The sequence below is a fragment of the Marinobacter suaedae genome (assembly GCF_030519635.1).
GTDB lineage: Bacteria > Pseudomonadota > Gammaproteobacteria > Pseudomonadales > Oleiphilaceae > Marinobacter > Marinobacter suaedae.
The window spans coordinates 914,585-933,816 of the sequence record NZ_JAUMIS010000002.1; the positions used below are offsets into that span (position 1 = coordinate 914,585).

General features: G+C 56.8%; 16 protein-coding genes and 2 tRNA genes. 10 read left to right on the forward strand and 8 right to left on the reverse strand.

The window, feature by feature from the left end:
• The first annotated feature begins 65 nt into the window (after positions 1-65).
• The 3 genes from QVZ43_RS13035 (at position 66) to QVZ43_RS13045 (ending at position 3,183) form a co-directional block, all read left to right on the forward strand.
• A complete protein-coding gene (locus tag QVZ43_RS13035) occupies positions 66-527 on the forward strand; it encodes a hypothetical protein (protein ID WP_302910274.1) in 462 nt (153 codons plus the stop codon).
• Between the two features lie 113 nt (positions 528-640).
• On the forward strand, positions 641-2,023 hold the full coding sequence (locus QVZ43_RS13040) for a PEGA domain-containing protein (protein ID WP_302910275.1): 1,383 nt from the start codon (positions 641-643) through the stop codon (positions 2,021-2,023).
• 53 nt (positions 2,024-2,076) lie between these two features.
• Positions 2,077-3,183, forward strand: coding sequence for a response regulator (locus QVZ43_RS13045; protein WP_302910276.1), 1,107 nt, complete (start codon positions 2,077-2,079; stop codon positions 3,181-3,183).
• Here the strand turns inward: QVZ43_RS13045 and QVZ43_RS13050 are convergent.
• The gene (locus tag QVZ43_RS13050; protein ID WP_302910277.1) at positions 3,155-3,778 is read right to left on the reverse strand and encodes a nucleotidyltransferase family protein; all 624 of its coding nucleotides are present in this window, start codon (positions 3,776-3,778) and stop codon (positions 3,155-3,157) included. The genes QVZ43_RS13045 and QVZ43_RS13050 overlap by 29 nt on opposite strands.
• A 121-nt stretch (positions 3,779-3,899) precedes the next feature.
• Here QVZ43_RS13050 and QVZ43_RS13055 point away from each other — a divergent pair, with 121 nt between their 5' ends.
• The gene (locus QVZ43_RS13055; protein ID WP_302910278.1) at positions 3,900-4,751 is read left to right on the forward strand and encodes a 6-carboxytetrahydropterin synthase; all 852 of its coding nucleotides are present in this window, start codon (positions 3,900-3,902) and stop codon (positions 4,749-4,751) included.
• 110 nt (positions 4,752-4,861) lie between these two features.
• Here QVZ43_RS13055 and QVZ43_RS13060 read toward each other — a convergent pair.
• From QVZ43_RS13060 to gltX, 3 genes are all read right to left on the reverse strand, one after another.
• Positions 4,862-4,937 (reverse strand) — tRNA-Glu (locus QVZ43_RS13060).
• A 7-nt stretch (positions 4,938-4,944) separates the two neighbouring features.
• A tRNA-Ala gene (locus tag QVZ43_RS13065) sits at positions 4,945-5,020 on the reverse strand.
• Between the two features lie 113 nt (positions 5,021-5,133).
• A complete protein-coding gene (gene gltX / locus QVZ43_RS13070) occupies positions 5,134-6,618 on the reverse strand; it encodes a glutamate--tRNA ligase (RefSeq protein WP_302910279.1) in 1,485 nt (494 codons plus the stop codon).
• Between the two features lie 185 nt (positions 6,619-6,803).
• Here gltX and QVZ43_RS13075 point away from each other — a divergent pair, with 185 nt between their 5' ends.
• Entirely contained in the window at positions 6,804-7,748 is a 945-nt protein-coding gene (locus QVZ43_RS13075) for a zinc ABC transporter substrate-binding protein (protein ID WP_302910280.1), read from the forward strand.
• On the opposite strand, the gene QVZ43_RS13080 is transcribed toward QVZ43_RS13075, so the two are convergent.
• Together QVZ43_RS13080 and QVZ43_RS13085 are read right to left on the reverse strand one after the other, a co-directional pair.
• Positions 7,725-8,639, reverse strand: a complete 915-nt coding sequence (locus QVZ43_RS13080) for an AEC family transporter (protein WP_302910281.1) — start codon at positions 8,637-8,639, stop codon at positions 7,725-7,727. The two genes, QVZ43_RS13075 and QVZ43_RS13080, sit on opposite strands and share 24 nt — an antisense overlap.
• 191 nt (positions 8,640-8,830) lie before the next feature.
• Complete coding sequence (locus QVZ43_RS13085; protein ID WP_302910282.1) at positions 8,831-9,838, reverse strand: hypothetical protein; 1,008 nt, start codon at positions 9,836-9,838, stop codon at positions 8,831-8,833.
• A 289-nt stretch (positions 9,839-10,127) separates the two neighbouring features.
• Between QVZ43_RS13085 and QVZ43_RS13090 the strand changes: the two genes are divergently transcribed.
• The gene (locus QVZ43_RS13090) at positions 10,128-10,769 is read left to right on the forward strand and encodes an MBL fold metallo-hydrolase (protein WP_302910283.1); all 642 of its coding nucleotides are present in this window, start codon (positions 10,128-10,130) and stop codon (positions 10,767-10,769) included.
• A gap of 96 nt (positions 10,770-10,865) precedes the next feature.
• Here QVZ43_RS13090 and QVZ43_RS13095 read toward each other — a convergent pair whose 3' ends face one another.
• The gene (locus QVZ43_RS13095) at positions 10,866-11,489 is read right to left on the reverse strand and encodes an L-threonylcarbamoyladenylate synthase (RefSeq protein WP_302910284.1); all 624 of its coding nucleotides are present in this window, start codon (positions 11,487-11,489) and stop codon (positions 10,866-10,868) included.
• Complete coding sequence (locus QVZ43_RS13100) at positions 11,486-11,842, reverse strand: BolA family protein (protein ID WP_223793126.1); 357 nt, start codon at positions 11,840-11,842, stop codon at positions 11,486-11,488. The genes QVZ43_RS13095 and QVZ43_RS13100 overlap by 4 nt, the downstream gene beginning before the upstream one ends.
• A gap of 126 nt (positions 11,843-11,968) precedes the next feature.
• Here QVZ43_RS13100 and QVZ43_RS13105 point away from each other — a divergent pair, with 126 nt between their 5' ends.
• The 4 genes from QVZ43_RS13105 to QVZ43_RS13120 all read left to right on the forward strand — a co-directional run bounded on the left by QVZ43_RS13105 (position 11,969) and on the right by QVZ43_RS13120 (position 19,225).
• Complete coding sequence (locus QVZ43_RS13105; protein ID WP_302910285.1) at positions 11,969-14,143, forward strand: DNA topoisomerase III; 2,175 nt, start codon at positions 11,969-11,971, stop codon at positions 14,141-14,143.
• A gap of 115 nt (positions 14,144-14,258) precedes the next feature.
• Positions 14,259-14,999 carry a response regulator transcription factor gene (locus tag QVZ43_RS13110; protein WP_338140901.1) on the forward strand — a complete coding sequence of 247 codons (741 nt, stop codon included), beginning with the start codon at positions 14,259-14,261 and terminating at the stop codon, positions 14,997-14,999.
• Positions 14,992-16,626, forward strand: coding sequence for a FecR domain-containing protein (locus QVZ43_RS13115; RefSeq protein ID WP_302910287.1), 1,635 nt, complete (start codon positions 14,992-14,994; stop codon positions 16,624-16,626). Before QVZ43_RS13110 ends, QVZ43_RS13115 begins: the two co-directional genes overlap by 8 nt.
• Positions 16,627-16,657: 31 nt before the next feature.
• A complete protein-coding gene (locus tag QVZ43_RS13120) occupies positions 16,658-19,225 on the forward strand; it encodes a CHASE2 domain-containing protein (RefSeq protein ID WP_302910288.1) in 2,568 nt (855 codons plus the stop codon).
• Positions 19,226-19,232 lie beyond the last annotated feature (7 nt).

Sequence of the window (19,232 nt, forward strand, 5' to 3'; positions counted from 1 at the left end):
ATAGGGTAACACGTAGTATCCAATATCGTGCATTGTCCAGAAGCCACAAGGTAGTGCTGTCGTCCATGAGCATATATACACCACCCGTAAAACAAGTAGACGCCCCGGAAGTCGCCGCCTATTGGGCCGAGCGCAGAAAATACCTGGAACGTATTCGCAAAGTGCCAGAGATCAGACAGCGCTTCTGGAAGGAAGTTGCCATCTACCTGTTCCGGCGCCTCCTGTGGTCATTCGGCTTCTTCCCGATTTTCATAGCCTTCTGGATTCCCCTGGTTCTGGCCAGTTTTAACCCGGTGGTGATGGCCTCTAACCTGATTCCCATGTTGCAGGACTTTGTGGACTCAAACCCGGAAGTCCAGGCCACTACCATGAGCACCCTGGCCATTGCGTGGGCATCCATTGGTTTTATTTTTCTGGTGTTCGATTTCGTCCTGACACCGTTCCGTTCGCCCTACGAATACGAGGCGGATGTCTACATGCGGTCATGGGAACAACTCAATCATGACCAACTTCCGGACAAAGTGTGAATCAACGAGCATTCTGATTAACTGCAGACACTTTCTGTTACAAACACCCCGACCCACTGGTTAATATGAGGAGCTAGACAGGAACCCAAGAACAAGGAAAAAGGGATTGAATCATGGTCGATGTTAGGCCACTTCTGTTCGCAAACGCTCTGGCTCTTATGCTACTGGTCACCGCGGGATTTGCCGCCGTGCGAGACGATGCCGAACAGACAGTCGCAGATCATACTCCCAGCGTTGACCAAACCATTGAGTCCGCCACCAAGGAACCAGCCTTCGCGCCGGGAGAGTCGCCCGTCTTTTCCGAAGCGCCGGCAATTTCCCAGCCAGCCCAGAATCAGGTTTCAGCGGCACCCCCAACATCACCCGAACCTGAAGCCCTCAGGGCCGCTGCGCCAGCTTCTGCCTCTTCCCAGGCGGAACCAGAATCCTTTGAGCTTGCCCCGATAGAGGAAGACCCCGTCTTGCTCGCCTACGCCGAACCGGCTGGAGTGGTGCAAACCAGAAACGATATCACCCCGGACCCCATCAAGAAGCAAGCGCCGAAGCCCGAACCGAAGCGACCAACCACAGGTACGCTCACCCTCCGATCCAACGTGGTTGGTGACGCTGTCACCATTAACGGCAAGCATTACGGCCAGACCCGCCTGGACCTGGAAATGAGTCCTGGACGGTATGACATAACGATCAGAAAACCCGGCTATCAGGACTGGAACCAGACCGTAAAACTGGAAGCCGGCAAGGAAATGACGCTGGTTGGCCGACTCAAGGCATTTACCAACGTCGACTACCGAAGCGGCACCTGGATTGGCGGTGTTAAAACCGGTGATGGCACCTATCAGGACAAAGACGGCCTGCGTTATGAAGGCCATTTCATCAACGGCAAGTTCCAGGGTGAAGGCACCGCCTGGTACCCCGATGGCACACGTTATGAAGGACAGTGGAACAACGGTCAGCGACATGGGGATGGTGTCTGGCGCAGTGCGGACGGCTCTGTCTACAGCGGCCAGTTCAGCGCAAACGAATTCAATGGCAACGGCACCCTGACCATGGCCAGCGGGGATATCCTGACCGGAATGTGGAAAGACGGCCGGCTAAATGGCCACGGCTCCCTGACAACCGCAGAGGGCATGCTCTATGTGGGCGGGTTCAGGGACGACGAGTTCCACGGACAAGGCGCGCTAACCTACCCTGATGGCCGCCATTATGAGGGCCAGTTCTCCAACGGCAGCTTCCACGGCACCGGCACGGAAGTGTTTTCCGATGGCAAGAAGTACGAAGGCCAGTACATCGAAGGAAAGTTCCACGGCAAAGGGTTACTGCTCAACCCGAACGGCAGCTCTATTGAAGCAACTTTCCGGCACGGCGAACCCTATGGACAGGTTCGCCTCACCACGGCGGCAGGCGAGATCTTTACTGCCCGCACGTCAGAACCCGGTGTCTGTTATCGGGACAAGAGCTATCGGGCAACACAGTGCCCGAAACTGGAAGGGTGGTAAAACCCAGGCGCCCGATAACACTTATGTTTGCAGTAAACAGTTGAGGTAGTGACATGGCGATTAAAAACGCTCTGCTGGTAGACGACTCCAAGGTGGCAAGGTTCGCCCTGAGCAAATTGCTCGAGAGTCGCGACATGGAAGTCAACATGGCGGGCTCGGCCGAAGAGGCGCTGGACTACCTGAGCAAATCCGACCGGCCAGATGTGATTTTTATGGATCACCTGATGCCCGGCATGAACGGCGTGGAAGCCACCAAGGCGATCAAGAGCAACCCGAATACCGCCGATATCCCGATCATCATGTGCACTTCGAAAAAGTCGACCAATTTTACTGAAGAGGCGCTGAACTTCGGTGTTTACAACATTCTTACCAAGCCCCCTCACAATGAGGGCTTGAATCAGGTTCTGGACAACCTGAGCCGGGACGTCACAGACGGCACCCTGCCCGAGCCGCCCGCGGTTGACCCGACCGAAGCCGCCAACCAGCCAGACGAAGAGCCCTTCAATATCCCGGTGAACACTTCGGTGGATATGGCTCCGAAGACGACCGGGAGTGAGACTCTCAACGGGCACCCCTCATCCTCAAACCTGGTGCCACTGACCAGCGACCTGATTGAGCAGATCTCCCGCTCGGCCGTCAAAACCCATATCAACAACCGCCTGCACGAACTGCTCAGTTCCCTGTTTGATGAGCAGTTCGACCACCTGAAACGCGTCCTGGATGAAACCCGAAACAGGCAGGAGTCGGCAATTGAAGAGCGAATGAACGCCATGTCGGCAATGCTGAAGGAGCGGACTCAGAACCTGCGCGATGACATTGCAGCCGAGGTTAACCTCAACGTCGGACTGGAACTCAAGGAACTGAAGAACGAACTGAAGAAAAACTCAGGTTTCACTGTCGAACACATGGCTGAATTAAAAGATCACATCACCAGCGTTCAGACCATCGACACGGAGTTCTGGCAGACCCTTCAGTCCGAAGCCATCCAACAGGCTCACGAAATCTCTCGCGAAACGGCGGAAGACATTGCCCAGCGGACCATCGATCTGTTCATTGCACAGCAGCGAGCGTCTTCGTCCCGCATCTACACGATCGGACTGGCTGTGAGCCTGGGCATCTTCAGTGTTGGCATTATCTGGCTGTCTGGGCTGTTCGGCTGAGCCTGAACCTGATCAACCGCCAGTCATCGACGGTGTCCACATCCTCGTGGACACCGGGCATTTCCACATTGGTTGCGCCAGCAGCCGCCAGCAACTGCCCTGCCCCCCGATCGCCCTCCAACGCCATGACATCCGGCCATAGCCATCTCGGCAAATACGCGGGTACCCCAGGACGACCGTCGTAATCCGCGGCTATGGGAACATCCGGTAAGGCGCGAGCAGCATGCCCCAGTGCTCCAAGCGCTGATTCATTCAGCAACGGCTGATCCGCCAGCAATACAAATACGCCTTTGGCCTGTGGGCCTACGCTTAGCAGCCCAGCCTGCAGGGAGGCCGCCAAACCGGCTTGCCAATGCGGAGACCTGACCCATCCCCCCGGCTGTTGGCGACATCGGAAACGCATCAACGGATAACCTGCCCCATGCACCACGCGCACATCCGAACTGAGTTGGCGGGCCAACTCGATCGCACGGTCAAGCAAGGTTCCTTGCCCATCAGGCATGGTAAGCAACATCTTGGATCGGCCGAAGCGACTGGATGCACCGGCGGCCAGGACAATAACGGGAATGGACGGTTTGATAGGTACTGAGCTCAAGCCAATGATAAACGCCCCCTTGGATGGCTAAAAATGCGTCAGCCGGAATGCTGAACTGCCTATACCGGTGATTTTTGCTAGAATTCTGGCGTCAATCAACTTCACCCTCCCCGGATGCTCAATGAATCACCTTTTTGTCGATAACCTGACCGTCATCGATTTCGCTTACCTGGACCCCACCCGAGGCCTGGTGGGCGAGAGCTGGATCGCCGATATCATTCTTGGTGGCGAACTGGATGAGCAGGGCATGGTGTTTGATTTCAGCAACGTGAAGCGCACCATCAAGCAGGTAATCGACGAGCGAGTTGATCATCGACTGGTGATACCTCGCGGGTACGCAGGCCTCTCATGGGACGAGGACACCCCCGACATGTTCCGTTGGGCGCTAAAGGATGGCTCAGAGATTGTTCACCGCTCACCCGATGAAGCGATTGTCTGGCTTTCCGCCGAACGTGTTGTGCCGTCCGCGGTTGCAGCACTTCTGGAAACCGAACTCAAAGCCGTCTTGCCGGCCAATGTGATATCAGTGGAAATGAACCTCCGGGAAGAAGTCATCGAAGGGGCCTACTATCACTATGTCCACGGCTTGAAAAAGCATCTTGGCAATTGCCAGCGAATTGCCCACGGCCACCGGTCCCCGATTCGCATTGACCGTAATGGTTTGCGAGACGAGGCGCTGGAACAGCGCTGGGCCAAGCGCTGGGAGGACATTTACGTGGGGACCGAAGAAGATGTGGTTCGGCGCCATGTGGACGACCATGGCGTAGGCTATGTGACCTTTGAGTACGAAGCCAATCAGGGCGAGTTTGAGCTTACCCTGCCGGAAGCCCGCGTCTACATGCTGGAAACAGATACTACAGTTGAGCTCATCGCCGCCCATATAGCCGATGAGCTCAAGCGGGAGTTCCCAACCGATTCCATCCGTGTGAAGGCCTTCGAAGGCGTCGGCAAGGGCGCGATTGCTGCCCGGTAAACAATGACCGGGCAAGGGGCAGCCCTTATCACATTTCTGCAGACACAAAAAAACCGCCCGAAGGCGGTTTTTTTGATGGCTTTCCGGTGGACTAAACCGTCAAGCCGTATTGGCGTCCCCTAGGGGGTTCGAACCCCTGTTGCCGCCGTGAAAGGGCGGAGTCCTAGGCCACTAGACGAAGGGGACTAAAACTTGGTGGAGCCAGGCGGGATCGAACCGCCGACCTCAACACTGCCAGTGTTGCGCTCTCCCAGCTGAGCTATGGCCCCTCAACGGCTGCGTATATTAAGGATCCGCCCTATGGCCGTCAACCACTAAAATGCACTTTTTTTCAGTTTTCTGAACATCCCTGTTCCACCTGCTCACTCCTTGATCAAACCGGTCATTCCGCGTTCAATTGCGCGTACTCTTTTTCCAGTCGTTTGGTCTCTTTCTTGGAAACACCGCCCAGAACTTCCAGCGCATGACGCAACCGGGATCTCGTCATGTCTGGGCCCAACAGTGCCATGGAATCCATCACCGACCAGGAATTCGGTGTGCCGGCAACCGCCACAAAGATCGAGAACATAAAGTCCCCCATCTTCAGGCCCATTGCCTTCGCCAGGAACTTGATGTCCGCGAAGATATTATCCTTACTCCAGTGTCGCTGCGCTTCCAGCTTCCAGAGTGCGAACTGAAGCACCTTTTTAATTTGCGCCTGATCCAGCTTGTTATGCTCAAAGTCATCTGCAGTCAGGTCCAGCATGCCTGAGAACATGAACTTCGCCATCGATGCCACATCGGAGAATACATCAGCCCGCCCCTTTATGTGGGGAATCAGTGCCTGCAAGGCATCCTGATTGAACCACCAGCGCCCCATGCGCTCCATGAACTGCTCATCGCTGAGTTCTTCACGGAGCCACTGACCGTTCAGCCAGCGCAGCTTTTCCACATCGAATACCGGGCCACCCAGAGACACACGCTGGATGTCGAAATTTTCAATCATCTCATCAAGTGAGAACTTCTCCCGCTCATCCGGCATCGACCAACCCATGCGGCCGAGATAGTTGGTTACTGCCTCTGGCAGGAAGCCCATCCGCTCGTAGAAATTAATGCTGGTCGGATTCTTGCGCTTGGACAGTTTGCTCTTGTCCGGGTTACGCAGCAGCGGCAGATGACACAGCTCCGGCATGTCCCAGCCGAAGTACTGGTAGAGCAATTTGTGCTTGGGTGCGGAGTTGATCCACTCTTCACCCCGGAGCACATGGGTAATGCCCATCAGGTGATCATCCACCACGTTAGCCAGGTGATAGGTGGGCATACCGTCGGATTTCAGCAGAATCTGGCAATCCACTTGTGCCCAATCGATCTCGATCGTGCCGCGAAGCATGTCCTGTATCTCGCAGACGCCCTCGTCCGGCACTTTCATGCGGATAACGTAGGCTTCCCCGGCATCCAGGCGGCGCTTGACTTCATCTTCCGGCAACTCCAGGTTGCCCTTGATGCCCGGATTGAGTCCCTGCGCCTTCCGCTCCTCTCGAATGGCGTCCAGCTCCTCTGGCGTCCGGAAGCAATAAAAGGCATGACCGGCTGTGACCAGATCTTCCGCGTACTGGCGGTACATATCCTTGCGCTCCGACTGCCGGTAAGGCCCGTGGGGCCCGCCGACATCCGGACCCTCATCCCAGTTCAGGCCAAGCCAACGCAGAGCCGTCAGAATATCCTGCTCGGACTCGGCCGTGCTGCGTACCTGATCGGTATCTTCAATACGAAGGATAAACTGCCCACCGTGCTGGCGCGCAAAACAAAGATTGAACAGGGCCACGTAGGCGGTACCAACGTGAGGATCACCGGTGGGTGATGGGGCAATTCGGGTACGTACTGTCATGAAACCTTCCTGAAAAATCGGTGGCCTTAGAATAAAGGCGGCATTATAGCGGCCCGTTCGCAATTTCGCATGAATGGGCGGGTTGAGCCTGCGTCCGTTAAAACCACAACAGGGGAAGCCTTTCTCCGTATTGCAAAAACGTTATATTATAACGTTTCGATTAATCTTCCCCGGACGAATCCGCCATGCCGAAATTACGACCCGCCGCCCTGCTGGGGCTTACCTTGCTCGCCCCCGCCTCACAAAGCTGGGGTGCAGAAGTTGTCACATCCATCAAGCCCCTGGAATTACTGGTTCGCGCCGTCGCCGGCAACAGCGTCGAAATCACCTCATTGGTACCCTCCGGCGCCAGTCCGCACACCTATAACATGCGCCCATCGCAACGCCGGGCACTGGAGAACGCCGACGCCATCTTCTGGGTAGGCCCCGAAATGGAAAGCTTTCTGACGCGCATACTGGCGGGCGATGATTTCAAATCTCGTGCCGTCGCCCTGACCCCGGGATCCGATGCCCCCGAGGAACACACTACGGGCCAGGACGAGCACGACCATTCACCTGAACCAGATCACCACGATCATCATGATGAGCATGACCACGGTGAAGGAGAAGATCCTCACACCTGGCTGGATCCCATGCTGGCACTTGAGATGGCGCACACCATCAGGAACACACTGGTCAGCATCGAGGGGATGGATGCAGAGATTCTGGATAACAATCTCGAACGGTTCGAAGCGTCTCTTGTTACCACAGACAAAGAGATTCAGGCCCAACTTGCCCCAGTAAGAGAGATTGGCCTGTTTTCCTACCACGATGCCTTTACCCGATTTGCCGAGCATTATGATCTGTCCCTGGAGGGAATTCTGACCCTGAACCCGGAGCTTTCACCCGGAGCACGCCACATTCAGGAGGTACAGGCGAAGCTGCAGGCTGCTCCAAATCCCTGTGTGCTGACCGAGCCCCAGTTTAATCGCCAGTGGTGGACCGGTATTACCGAGGGCATCAATATACGGTTTAGCACCTGGGATCCGCTGGCCAGTGATATCGAGTCCAACGCAGAGGGCTATCAGAATTTCCTGCTGAGCATTTCCAGTGCGGTCACTGCCTGCCTACCAGAGGATACCGAGCATTAAGGGAATGGAAGCCATGGCCAGCAACGTCTGGCCACTGATGATACCGGCCATTAATGGCGCATCGCCACCCAGCTGGCGGGCGAGGATATAAGCGGAAGTAGCTGTCGGCAGGCAGGCCAGCAATACCACCACCTGCACCAAGGTTCCCTCAAGCCCCAATGCCATCGCAAGCCCTGCGGCCATCACAGGGAACGCCAGCAGCTTCAGGACGGAAGCAACAAGAAACGGGGCCGTACCTCCTCGCAATGCCTTCAGCTGGAGGCCGGCCCCTACCGTCATCAGCCCCATGGGCAGGGCAAGGTTGCTGAGCGGCTCAAGGATTCCGGCCAGCAAGGGATGAAAACCGAACTCGAAGAAACTCCAGGCAACGCCCAGAACCGATCCGACAATCAGCGGATTGGTCACAATAGCCTTCAACACGGGGCCAATGCGCACGGCCCCTTCGGAAGCCACCAGCGAAAACATCAGAATGCACATCAGGTTCAGCAAAGGCACCATGATGGCAACGGCAATCGCTGTTAGAGACAGCCCCTCATCGCCCAGCAACATTCCACCAGCAGCCAGTCCCACATAGGAATTGAAGCGAATAGCCCCCTGGTATACCGAGGAAAAAACTGGCCCACTCCAGCGCCAGAACCATTGGGCAATCACCAGAGCCAGCGTCATGGAGAGCAGCATTGCGACGATAATCATCGCGATGTCAGCATAGGCAGACACCGGTAACCGGGCCTGCCCCAACTTGAACACCAGCATGGCGGGAAACAGCACATAGTAGGTAAACCGTTCCGCCTGGGGCCAGAAATCCACGCTCGGAAATTCAAGGCGGCGAAAAAGGTGGCCCAACATGATCAACACAAAGACAGGCACCAGCGCCTGAACCATGACCGGCATTCAAAACTCCAGAAAGGATAATGATCTTCAGGAACGGGCAATCATCGTTGGCCGTGAGGCCAAGTTCAAGGGCACTTTGGTGTTAGGGGATTAAGCACAACCTCTCGATTACCGAGGCCCCGCCATCCACAGCAACAAAAAGGCAAGCGCTCCGATGAGCCCTCGCCCCTTTTGGCTGGTAAGAAAAGTAGTTAGAGAGAAAGGATGGCCGAACAACTGTTGAGGTAGATTACATCACTGTCGTTGACCAGTACTTCCATGCCAGTACCCCGACCAGAACTCATGCCGTAGCGCATCTCGATCTTGCCATCACTCTCCAGCACAAGATGCCCGTACCTGGGACATTCATCGCCATCTGCGAGAACCACCTTCCTGGGAGTTGTGAACGAAACCGAGCCACCGAGAACAGAGCTGATCAGATCCACATTCCAGCCAAAGCTGACCTCACCGGCCGTCTGAACATAATCAAACTCGGAATCCCGCATGGCGAAGTAATCATCCCCGACAAAAACCTCGAGTACCGGCCACTGAATGCTCACGTCAAAACCGACTAAGATATTCTCTCTCGGTTCATTTGGAGTTGATTCAGGATCGGGCTCCCAAAGCTCACGGATCTTGCTAATCAGACTGCCTTTGACTCTGATATCACGGCTTTGGCCCTCGGCACCTAGTTGTGTACCGGTAATATCGTAGTTCTGAATGATGGAACTATCGGTCTTATCCTGAGACTCGCTCCAATTGGCGAGATAGCTGCCATCCAGAATATAGGAACCGTGGCTAGCAGTATTCACCCTGCAGTTATCAAACAAAATCCGGTAACTGCCACCTGACTCAAGAGCGCTGGACTCAATGACGGCAGTGCCACCGGAGTTTGCGCAGGCAACAGTGCCTCCAGGAGGAATATCAGGAACTTCAACCAGAGAGCCATCGGGCTCTCCCGACACCCCTTGCAGTGACTCTTCAATGTCACCAAACAAAAAAAGGATACCGCTTACAGCCCAATAGGACTCCATTGCCGCATCGAAGTCGCCCTGTTCTCGAAGTGCCACCTGCTTATCAGCCAGTCCGTCTGCATCGAGCGTAAGCGGTGTAGATTGAGCCCCACTTTCGTCCGGCCGGTTATCACCACCTCCACCGCAACCCACCACAAGAAGAGTCGCCAACATCACTGGGGGCAAGCCTATTTTTATCATATCCATATGCACTGCCTTTCTCCGGATACATCAACAACGCCGCAGGATTCCGGTTACTGTGACCGCACCATCCTGGGCAAATATTCCTTTTATCCACTTCTTATAGGAAAGAACCGGGACCGATACATAATTATCAAACAGAGGTGTATCGCTTTTTGCGTGACATGTCACACATCACACCTCTTTACGAGCAAATATTGACCTTTGAGGAAGACCCAGCACTCCAAATGTACTTGCACGAAAAATACCAGCCATTACCCTGAGCCTTTTCGTACTCGTAGGAAGACGCTGCTCCATGAAATACCGCATTATCCCCGTCACCCCGTTCCAGCAGAACTGCTCGCTGATCTGGTGCGAAGAAACCCGAAAAGCCGCTGTAGTCGATCCCGGGGGCGATCTGGAGAAGATTCGGGAAGCGATCAATGAAGAGAGTGTGGTTGTCGAAAAGATCCTGCTGACCCATGCCCACATTGATCACGCCGGAGGTACTGCCAAACTGGCGAAGGAGCTGAGCATTTCAATTGTCGGCCCTCATGAGGACGACAATTTCTGGATAGTCGGCCTACCGCAGCAGGCGCAAATGTTTGGATTCCCGGCACCGGAAACCTTCATACCAGACCAATGGCTGACCGATGGCGACCAGGTTTCCGTTGGCAACCAAACCCTGGCGGTTCTGCATTGCCCGGGCCACACACCAGGGCACGTTGTCTTTTTCCATGCCCCCAGCGGTCTTGCTCTGGTAGGAGACGTGTTGTTTCAGGGTTCCATTGGCCGCACGGACTTTCCAAAAGGCGACCACGCCACTCTGATCCGATCCATTCGCGAGAAACTTTTCCCGCTGGGTGACAAGGTGGAATTTGTTCCCGGTCACGGCCCCATGTCCACCTTTGGTCATGAGCGGAAAACCAATCCTTTCGTTTCTGACCACCGAGGATAACGACTGCCCCGAAAGATCTGGCCCGGAACCCGGCCAGATTGAATCGGTTAGTGCTCAACGCAGCTACGCATTCGGACTGAACGCGCCTGCCTGAGGCTAGCTCTCGAACGGCGAAGGATCGCCCTTACCCACGCGCGCGACCACCGGCGCATCCCCCGTGAAATCCACCACAGTCGTGGCTTCCATACCGCAGAACCCCCCGTCGATGATCAGATCCAGTTCGTGCTCCAGGGTCTCGCGAATGTCATAGGGATCGGTCATGGGTTCGGTCTCGCCCGGCAGAATCAGGGTGCTGCTCATAATCGGCTCGCCCAACTCCCCCAGCAACTCCTGCACAATAGCGTTATCCGGTACGCGAACACCAACCGTCCGACGCTTGGGATGCAGCAACCGGCGCGGTACCTCGCTGGTTGCATCGAGGATGAACGTGTAAGGACCTGGGGTGAAATTCTTCAACAAGCGATACTGGGTGTTATCGACCTTGGCGTAAACCCCGATATCGGAAAGGTCACGGCAGACAAGTGTGAAGTTGTGCTTGTCGTCCAGTTTCCGCATGCGTTTGATGCGATCCGCCGCCTGCTTGTCACCAAGGTGGCAGCCCACCGCATAGGCGGAATCCGTTGGGTAGACCACAAGGCCGCCACCACGCAGGATCTCCACCGCCTGATTAATCAATCGCTTCTGTGGCGTCTCCGGATGAATCTGAAAAAACTGGCTCATACGCCGTCCCCATCACTCGCGTTTGAAACCATCGCCGGATCTTTTTTTGAGCCGCCCATGCAGTTGGGAGAATCGGGCGCTGCTTCGCCCGCCGCCTGCCACTCGTCGGGCGAGTACAGGTGCAGGGCAAGCGCGTGGACACCACCGGCCAGCTCTTCGGCCAACACGTTGTAAATCGCCTGATGGCGCCTCACCTTCATCTGCCCATCAAAGTCCGGTGATACCAGCGTAACCTTGAAATGGGTTTCGGAGTTGGGAGGCACGCTGTGCTTATGACTTTCGTTCTCCACACGCAGAGCCTGAACACTGAACGCCTGATGCAGTTTCGTCTCGATGGAATTCTGGATCTTCATGGTTCGGGGGCTCTCCCACTGGTGTATTCTCCACACAGTCTACTACACAACCGGCGGGCTCCGGAGCCTTGACACTCAACAATCAACACGCCACATTCCCAAGCCGACTCACTGGCAGTTCATACCATGCAGCTTTACATCGCCGAAAAACCCAGCCTTGGACGCGCCATCGCCGCCGCACTTCCCGGTCCTTACCACACGGGGCAGGGCTGGATTCGTTGCGGCCAGGGGGATGATGCCACCGTTGTAAGCTGGTGCATCGGGCATTTGCTCGAGCCAGCAGAGCCGGCGAGCTACAACCCGATCTGGAAAAAATGGCGCCTGGAAGATCTGCCCCTGTTTCCGGAACAGTGGGAAGTTTCCCCCAAAGAAGGTGTAAGACAGCAGCTGTCGGTCCTCGAGTCCCTGCTGCGCAAAGCCGATAACGTTGTACACGCGGGCGATCCGGACCGAGAGGGCCAGTTACTGGTTGACGAAGTGCTGCGCTATTTCGGCGTCGATGTCCCCGTTCAACGCGTGCTCATTAATGACCTCACGCCCGCCGCTGTCGCCAGGGCCATCCAGGCCCCACGAGACAACCGGGAGTTCAGGCGACTTTCCCACTCAGCACTGGCCCGCCAGAGAGCCGACTGGCTGTATGGCATCAACCTGACCCGCTTTTACACCCTGAGCTACCGGCAACAGGGTGAACAGGAAGTCTACTCCGTTGGGCGAGTGCAGACGCCGGTACTTGGGCTTGTGGTTGAGCGGGACAACACCATTGAACACTTCGAGCCCAAGCCCTATTTTCGGATTGAGGCGACCTTCTCCGCCCAGGAAGAGGACGCTGATCAGAGCCCGTTCAAAGCCAACTGGGTTCCGGACGAAGCTTTCCAGCAGTCTCTGGATGACGACAATCGTCTGCTTGACCGAACCGTCGCGGAACAGGTTGTCCAGAGCGTTCATGGGCGCCCCGGCACCATTACAGAAGCCCGATTCCGGGACCGCCCAGAGCCGCCGCCGCTGCCACTCTCGCTGTCGGCCCTGCAAATCGAGGCCGGGCGACTATTCCGAATGGGCGCCAAAGAGGTTCTGGATACGGCGCAATCACTCTACGAGCGCCATCAGCTTATTACCTATCCGAGATCCGACTGCCGGTACCTGCCTGAGGGACACTACGAACAGCGCGACCGGGTGGTACGGGCCATCTCCCGGGTCGCGCCAGATCTGGCCGACGCCTGTGATCAATCCGATCTTAGCCGCCAGAGCAGCGCCTGGAACGATAAAAAAGTCGATGCCCACCACGCCATCATTCCGACCACACGCCCGTCCTCCAGCGGCAAACTCTCCTCAGCAGAGGAAAAGCTATACGGATTGGTCAGCCGCTATTACCTGATGCAATTTGCAGCTGACGCCATTCATCGAGAAGGCAAGCTGATAGCAAAAGTTGGTGATCACCAATTCCGGGCCACCGAAACGGCCGTGCTGACGCCGGGGTGGAAGTCCCTTGAACTAAAGCTTCGCGACAGTCGGTCCGAAACATCCAGGACACCACTTCCTCGCCTGGAGAAAGGCGAACGGGTGCTTTGCAGCGACAGCACCATCACGGAGCGCAAAACCCAGCCGCCCAAGCACTTCACTGACGCCACGCTGCTGTCCGCAATGACCAACATTGCCCGCTTTGTCAGCGATACCGAGCTTCGCAAAACCCTGCGGGAAACCGATGGTCTGGGCACGGAAGCCACGCGGGCATCCATCATCGACACGCTTTTCAAGCGCAATTACCTGTTCCGGGAAAGTCGCTTCATTCGGGCTACCGAAAAGGGCAAGGCCCTGATCGACGCACTACCCGAATCGGCGAGCACCCCCGATCGGACAGCGGTGTGGGAATCGACGCTGGAAAGTATTCGTGAGGGCGAAGCGGACCCAAGAGCGTTTCTGAACACGCTGAAAGACGAAATCCGCGGTTTCATTCAACGCCTGAGCCCGGCTTCCAGAGAACCGACCGACGAAACGACGGTCCCCCAACAAGTTCATTGCCCCAAATGCCGCGCTCCGATGACCGAGCGGGACGGCAAATTCGGGCGTTTCTATGCCTGCACCCGCTACCCCGAATGCAAGGGAACCCGTCCCCTGGAAGACGGCATACCCCAGGATGGCACCGGCCAGAAGCCCATCCCATGCCCCCACTGTTTCGCTCCTCTGGTGCGGCGCAAAGGCAAGAAAGGCTGGTTCTGGGGATGCAGCAGCTTCCCAGCCTGCCGTCACACGGTTGATGACCTTGAGGGCAAGCCCGCGACACGTTTACGCAATTCAACATAACGAAACGGAATGGCTTATAACATTTTGCGAGAATCGAGTGATATTAGTCAGTAGTTCGCTTATTACTTAGGTTTTCTGAATGATCGTACCCGCCACCACACCACGGAGCCGCTACATGCGTATCGCACTGCTCGAAGATGAACACGAACAAGCGCAGCGCGTGCAAATGATTCTTGGTGAGCGCGGGCATCATTGCGATAGTTTCCCCACCGGTCAGGCGTTTTTGAGCGCCGTACTTCACCGCAGCTACGACCTGCTGATTCTGGACTGGCAGATACCGGACATGACCGGTATCGACGTACTGGAAAACGTTCGTGGCCAATTGAACTGGTCCATTCCGGTGGTCTTCCTGACCCAGCGGGACAGCGAGCAGGACATCGTCCGGGCCCTGGACGCCGGGGCCGACGATTTTCTGGCCAAGCCCGCCCGAGCCGCGGAACTGGTTGCGCGGATTAACGCACTGGCTCGGCGTAGCAACCCGGATGCCGACAAAGAAGTGCTCTATTACGGCCCGTTTGAAGTGAACACCCAGCAGCGCACCATTGCTCTGCACGGTGAAGAACTGACCCTGACCGACAAAGACTTCGACCTGACCCTTTTCCTGTTCCAGAATCAGGGCCGCCTGCTGACCCGGGAAATGCTCCTTGAGCGTGTATGGGGATTGACCCGAGACATCAATACCCGCACGGTGGACACACACATGAGCCGTCTGCGCCGGCGACTGGGACTCAATCCGGAAAACGGATTCCGAATCAAAACCATCTACCAGCGCGGCTACCGGCTCGAAGCGATCAATCCGGCAGACGCCGAGGTCATAGAAGAACCCCTCAACCCGAGTCAGGCAGCCAATGGCTAACAACGGCGTGACTCAGTTTCTGCTTACCCTCGGTGCCCCGCTACTGTTGATGACAGCCCTGGGCACACAGGCGGAATTGTCGGTCACACAAGGTTCCGAACAACAGGGAACAAGCCAACCCGCGACATCCTCCGACTGGATTTACACGCTTCGCTCAGGCGACTCGCTGTCACAGGTTGCCAGCGAACTTCTGACTCCGAACATCGGCGTGGCCCGACTGAGGGAGTACAACAAGCTCTCTGAGGGCATGGTCCTGGCGGAGGGCGACCGGGTACGCATTCCTCTGTCCTGGCTCAAGCGGCAGCCAGAACCCGCCCGGATCGCCAGTGTGTCAGGCGTGGTTCAGATCATCTCGGGTTCAGACGGGCGCAAACAGACTTTAACCCGAGACACCCTCATCCGGGTTGGCGATGAAATATTGTCCGGTTCCGGCAGTGCAACGGTTCGACTGGCAGACGGTTCTGAAATCCGCATCTCGCCGGATTCACGTCTGACGTTCAACCGCCTGACCCAGTTCGGCAAATCCGGCATGGTGGACACGCGGCTGCGACTGGACCACGGGGAAATCCATACCCGGGTTAAGCCCGTCCTGGATGGCGGGGCTCGTTTTGAAATCGAAACACCCTCCGCCGTCGCGGCAGTACGAGGCACGGTCTTCGCTATCCAGACCTCAGGCCAGAAAACCAGCCTGCAGGTATCCCACGGCGCGGTAGATTTTGGCCAGCCGGGCAAAACACAGCGTATTCCCGCAGGCTACGGGGCGACAGTCTCCGCCAGCACCACATCGGGCATGAGTATTCGTCGCCTGCCCCCGGCCCCTGAAACTCGCCCACTGCCCTCCAGACTGACCCGGTTGCCCGCCACTCTGGAATGGAGCAACAGCCAGGCATCCGCATACCGGCTGGATATCTTCGCAGCCGATGATGGCCGCTGGGTGGAAAGCCGGGAGATTCGGGGAAATCATCACGAGCTCAGTATGCTGGATAATGGCCAGTACGAGATCCACCTGGCCTCCGTCGGACACGATGGTGTCGCCGGCATGCCCGCCGTCACCCCGGTTGAAGTTGACCTTCAGGCTCAGGAAGCGAATCTGGTGACTCCGAACGATGGGGCTGCCGCGAACGATGACATGCCAGAATTCGAGTGGTCGCTGAACGGTCATAACGAGGTTGCCCGGATAGAAATTGCCGCAGACCAAAGCTTCAACCACCTCATCGCCACCAGCGAATGGGCACCGGAAACCTCGGCACTGCCGTCGCGACCGCTCAATCCGGGCCAATACTACTGGCGAGTCGTTACCGAAGCCGGCGGCAACTCCGTTGCCGTCAGCAAGCCCAGAAGCCTGACCGTCAAGGGCAGCCTGCCGCCGGCGCGGGTCATCAGCGTCAACTATCTGGACAGCCAGGTTCGGGTGTTCTGGGAACAGGTCGCAACAGCCAAGGAGTACCTGTTGCAGCTTTCCGAAGAGCCGGACTTCGACAACGTTATTAAAGAGACCACGCTGGCAGATACCTCTGCAGCCTTGCGTCTCATTCCCGGTAGACGGTACTTTGTGCGGCTAAAAGCTCTCTCTGAGGGCCCCTTCTCTAGCCGCTGGGGACCAGGCAGGGAGCTGTACCTGGAATAACCCCCACTCAAAGGATACAACCGCACAGCGCATGAACCGGGACTGGCTGCCAATAAAAACAACACCATGGACACTGGCCCTTATTCTGCTGGTGTCCGCGGTGCTATTGCAGCTTACCAGCCTGCCCAAACATCTGGATTACTGGCTGTACGACCGTACCATCACCACGTTTCCCAGCAAGCCGGCTGACGACGTCGCGATTGTCGCCATTGATGAGCAAAGCCTTGATCGACTTGGCCGATGGCCCTGGCCGCGCGACACCCATGCCGAACTGATCCGTAAGCTTAAAGAAGCCGGCGCAAAAACCATCGTTTTCGATATCCTGTTTTCCGAGCCTTCCCCCCATGACACCGCACTGGCGAATGCCATGTCCGACCACGGCGACGTCGTTCTTCCAGTGTATCTGGCGCCTTCTGCCACCAATCAGTTGTTGAATGAGCAACTGCCGGTCACCCGGCTTATGAAAAATGCCTCGGACCTCGGGCACGCCCATGTGGAACTGGATAGCGATGGTGTAGCCCGCGGGCTTTATCTGTACAACGGATTGGGCCGCCAGCTCTGGCCAAGCCTGAGCCTCGCCCCACTTGCTGAGGCTGCCAGTCGACCCGACCACAGCCAGACCCCTGCCTATATCAACATACGTGACGAATTCCGGGCAGTGCCTCTGGCCGGAGGGGCCGGAACCATACCCACCTACTCGTACGATCATGTACTGCGGCAGAGCACCCCTGAAGGGGCTTTTCGGGATAAGACCGTCTTTATTGGCGCAACCGCCGCCGGCTTTGGCGACATCCTTCCTACGCCTTTTTCCGGCCTGAGCCACCCCATGCCCGGAGTCGAATTCCATGCCAACACCTTTTCGGCGCTCATCCAGGACCAACTCATTGAACCGGCACCCCAGTGGGCATCAACGACCATCACCCTACTAATGGTTGCCTGTCTGGCGCTGAGTCTTCCCAGAATGCGCCCTTCGCACACTCTGTTTACCTGCTTGCTCAGTACTGCAAGCCTGTTACTGGTGTTTGTCACAGCACTGATTGTCTTCCGGATTTGGATACCTGTCATCGACGCTGCTTTGCTTGCTCTGCTGGCCCTGCCGATTTCCAGCGGCCTCAGACTTTCCCAGACCAACCGCTTTCTGAACAGACAACTGGATCACCTGGCCCAGAATCCATACGTTACCGTACCGAGTCATGGTTCCCGTCATCCGCGCCTGCTCCTGGAACACGTGCGCGAACTGTTTGAGCCTGAAGGATGGATTCTGTGTGATGGCCCTTACTGCCTGAGTTCCCGGTTTCTGAGTCCACAGGACGTTCCTTCAGATCTGAAGCCCGGCCAATGGGACCACAGGCTCAACGACAGCTGGCTAAAGCTCCAGCGTGGTGAACACGCATTTGTACTGGGGTTTCAGCTGCCCAACGACCTCCATGGGCAGGCCATTCAGCACTATCTCAATCGGCTCCGCCTGGACAACCCGGACTCTTTCCTCCATTCCCGCAGCCCCAAGGAGAACGTCTCTGCCCGAATCCAGAGATTGCGGACCGCCACGGAACGGCTGAGCCAGATGCAGCAATTTATCCGGCGCAGCTTCGAGCACATGCCCGATGGCATCATTGTTACCGACGAGCTCGGAGTGATTCGTTTCGCCAACCAACACATCGAGCAGTGGTTCGGCGAACCCATGCCCAGCCTGAACGGGCTGCCGCTTTCCCGGCTACTGGAGGGGCACGATCCCAGAGAGGCCCCGCGCTGGAGTGAAATCATTTCCGAAACGCTGACACTTCAACAAAGCCGTACCACGGATCTGCAAATCCGGGGCAAGGACTTTCTGATTCACATTGCGCCATTTTCTCTGCCCGGCGGTGAACAGTACGGGATTATCGCCAACATTTCGGACATATCGGAGCTCCGTGAGCAACAGCGTCAGCACCGGGAGGCGGTGGATTTCATCTCCCACGATGTGCGCTCTCCGCTGGTTTCCCAACTGGCACTCATAGAACAACTCAAGCGCGATCCGGCAAACATCTCGTCCGGTCAGCTCGATCAGCTCGGCAGGCTCGCTCGACGCAGTTACAACCTGGCGGAGGAATTCGTGCAACTGGCCCGCGCCGAGCAATTGACCGAGACTCGTTTTTACGAATGCGAGCTTCTGGCGATTGCCGAGAACGCCCGGGACAGCGTCAGCGAGCAGGCCATCGAGAAAGGAATAGATCTGCAGTTACAGGGCACCGAGGACCTCTGGCTGAAAGGCAATCCGGAATTGCTGGAACGTGCTGTGATCAACCTGCTGACCAATGCTGTGCAATACAGTCCAGTTGGCTCAGTCGTCGACATACAGGTGTATCAGGCCGGGCATCAGGCCATTCTGGCCGTCAGTGATGAAGGCAGCGGCATAGATCCTGAGGAACTGCCCCACCTCTTTGACCGCTATCGCCGGCAGCGACGGACCGAAATGGCCGGAGTAAGAGGTACCGGACTCGGGCTTTCCTTTGTACAAACCGTGGTGGACAAACATCGCGGACACATATCGGTCGCCTCAACCCCCCACCAGGGCTCCACGTTTACTCTGAAGCTCCCCATTCTCGACCCGCTGCCCTGATCAGAAC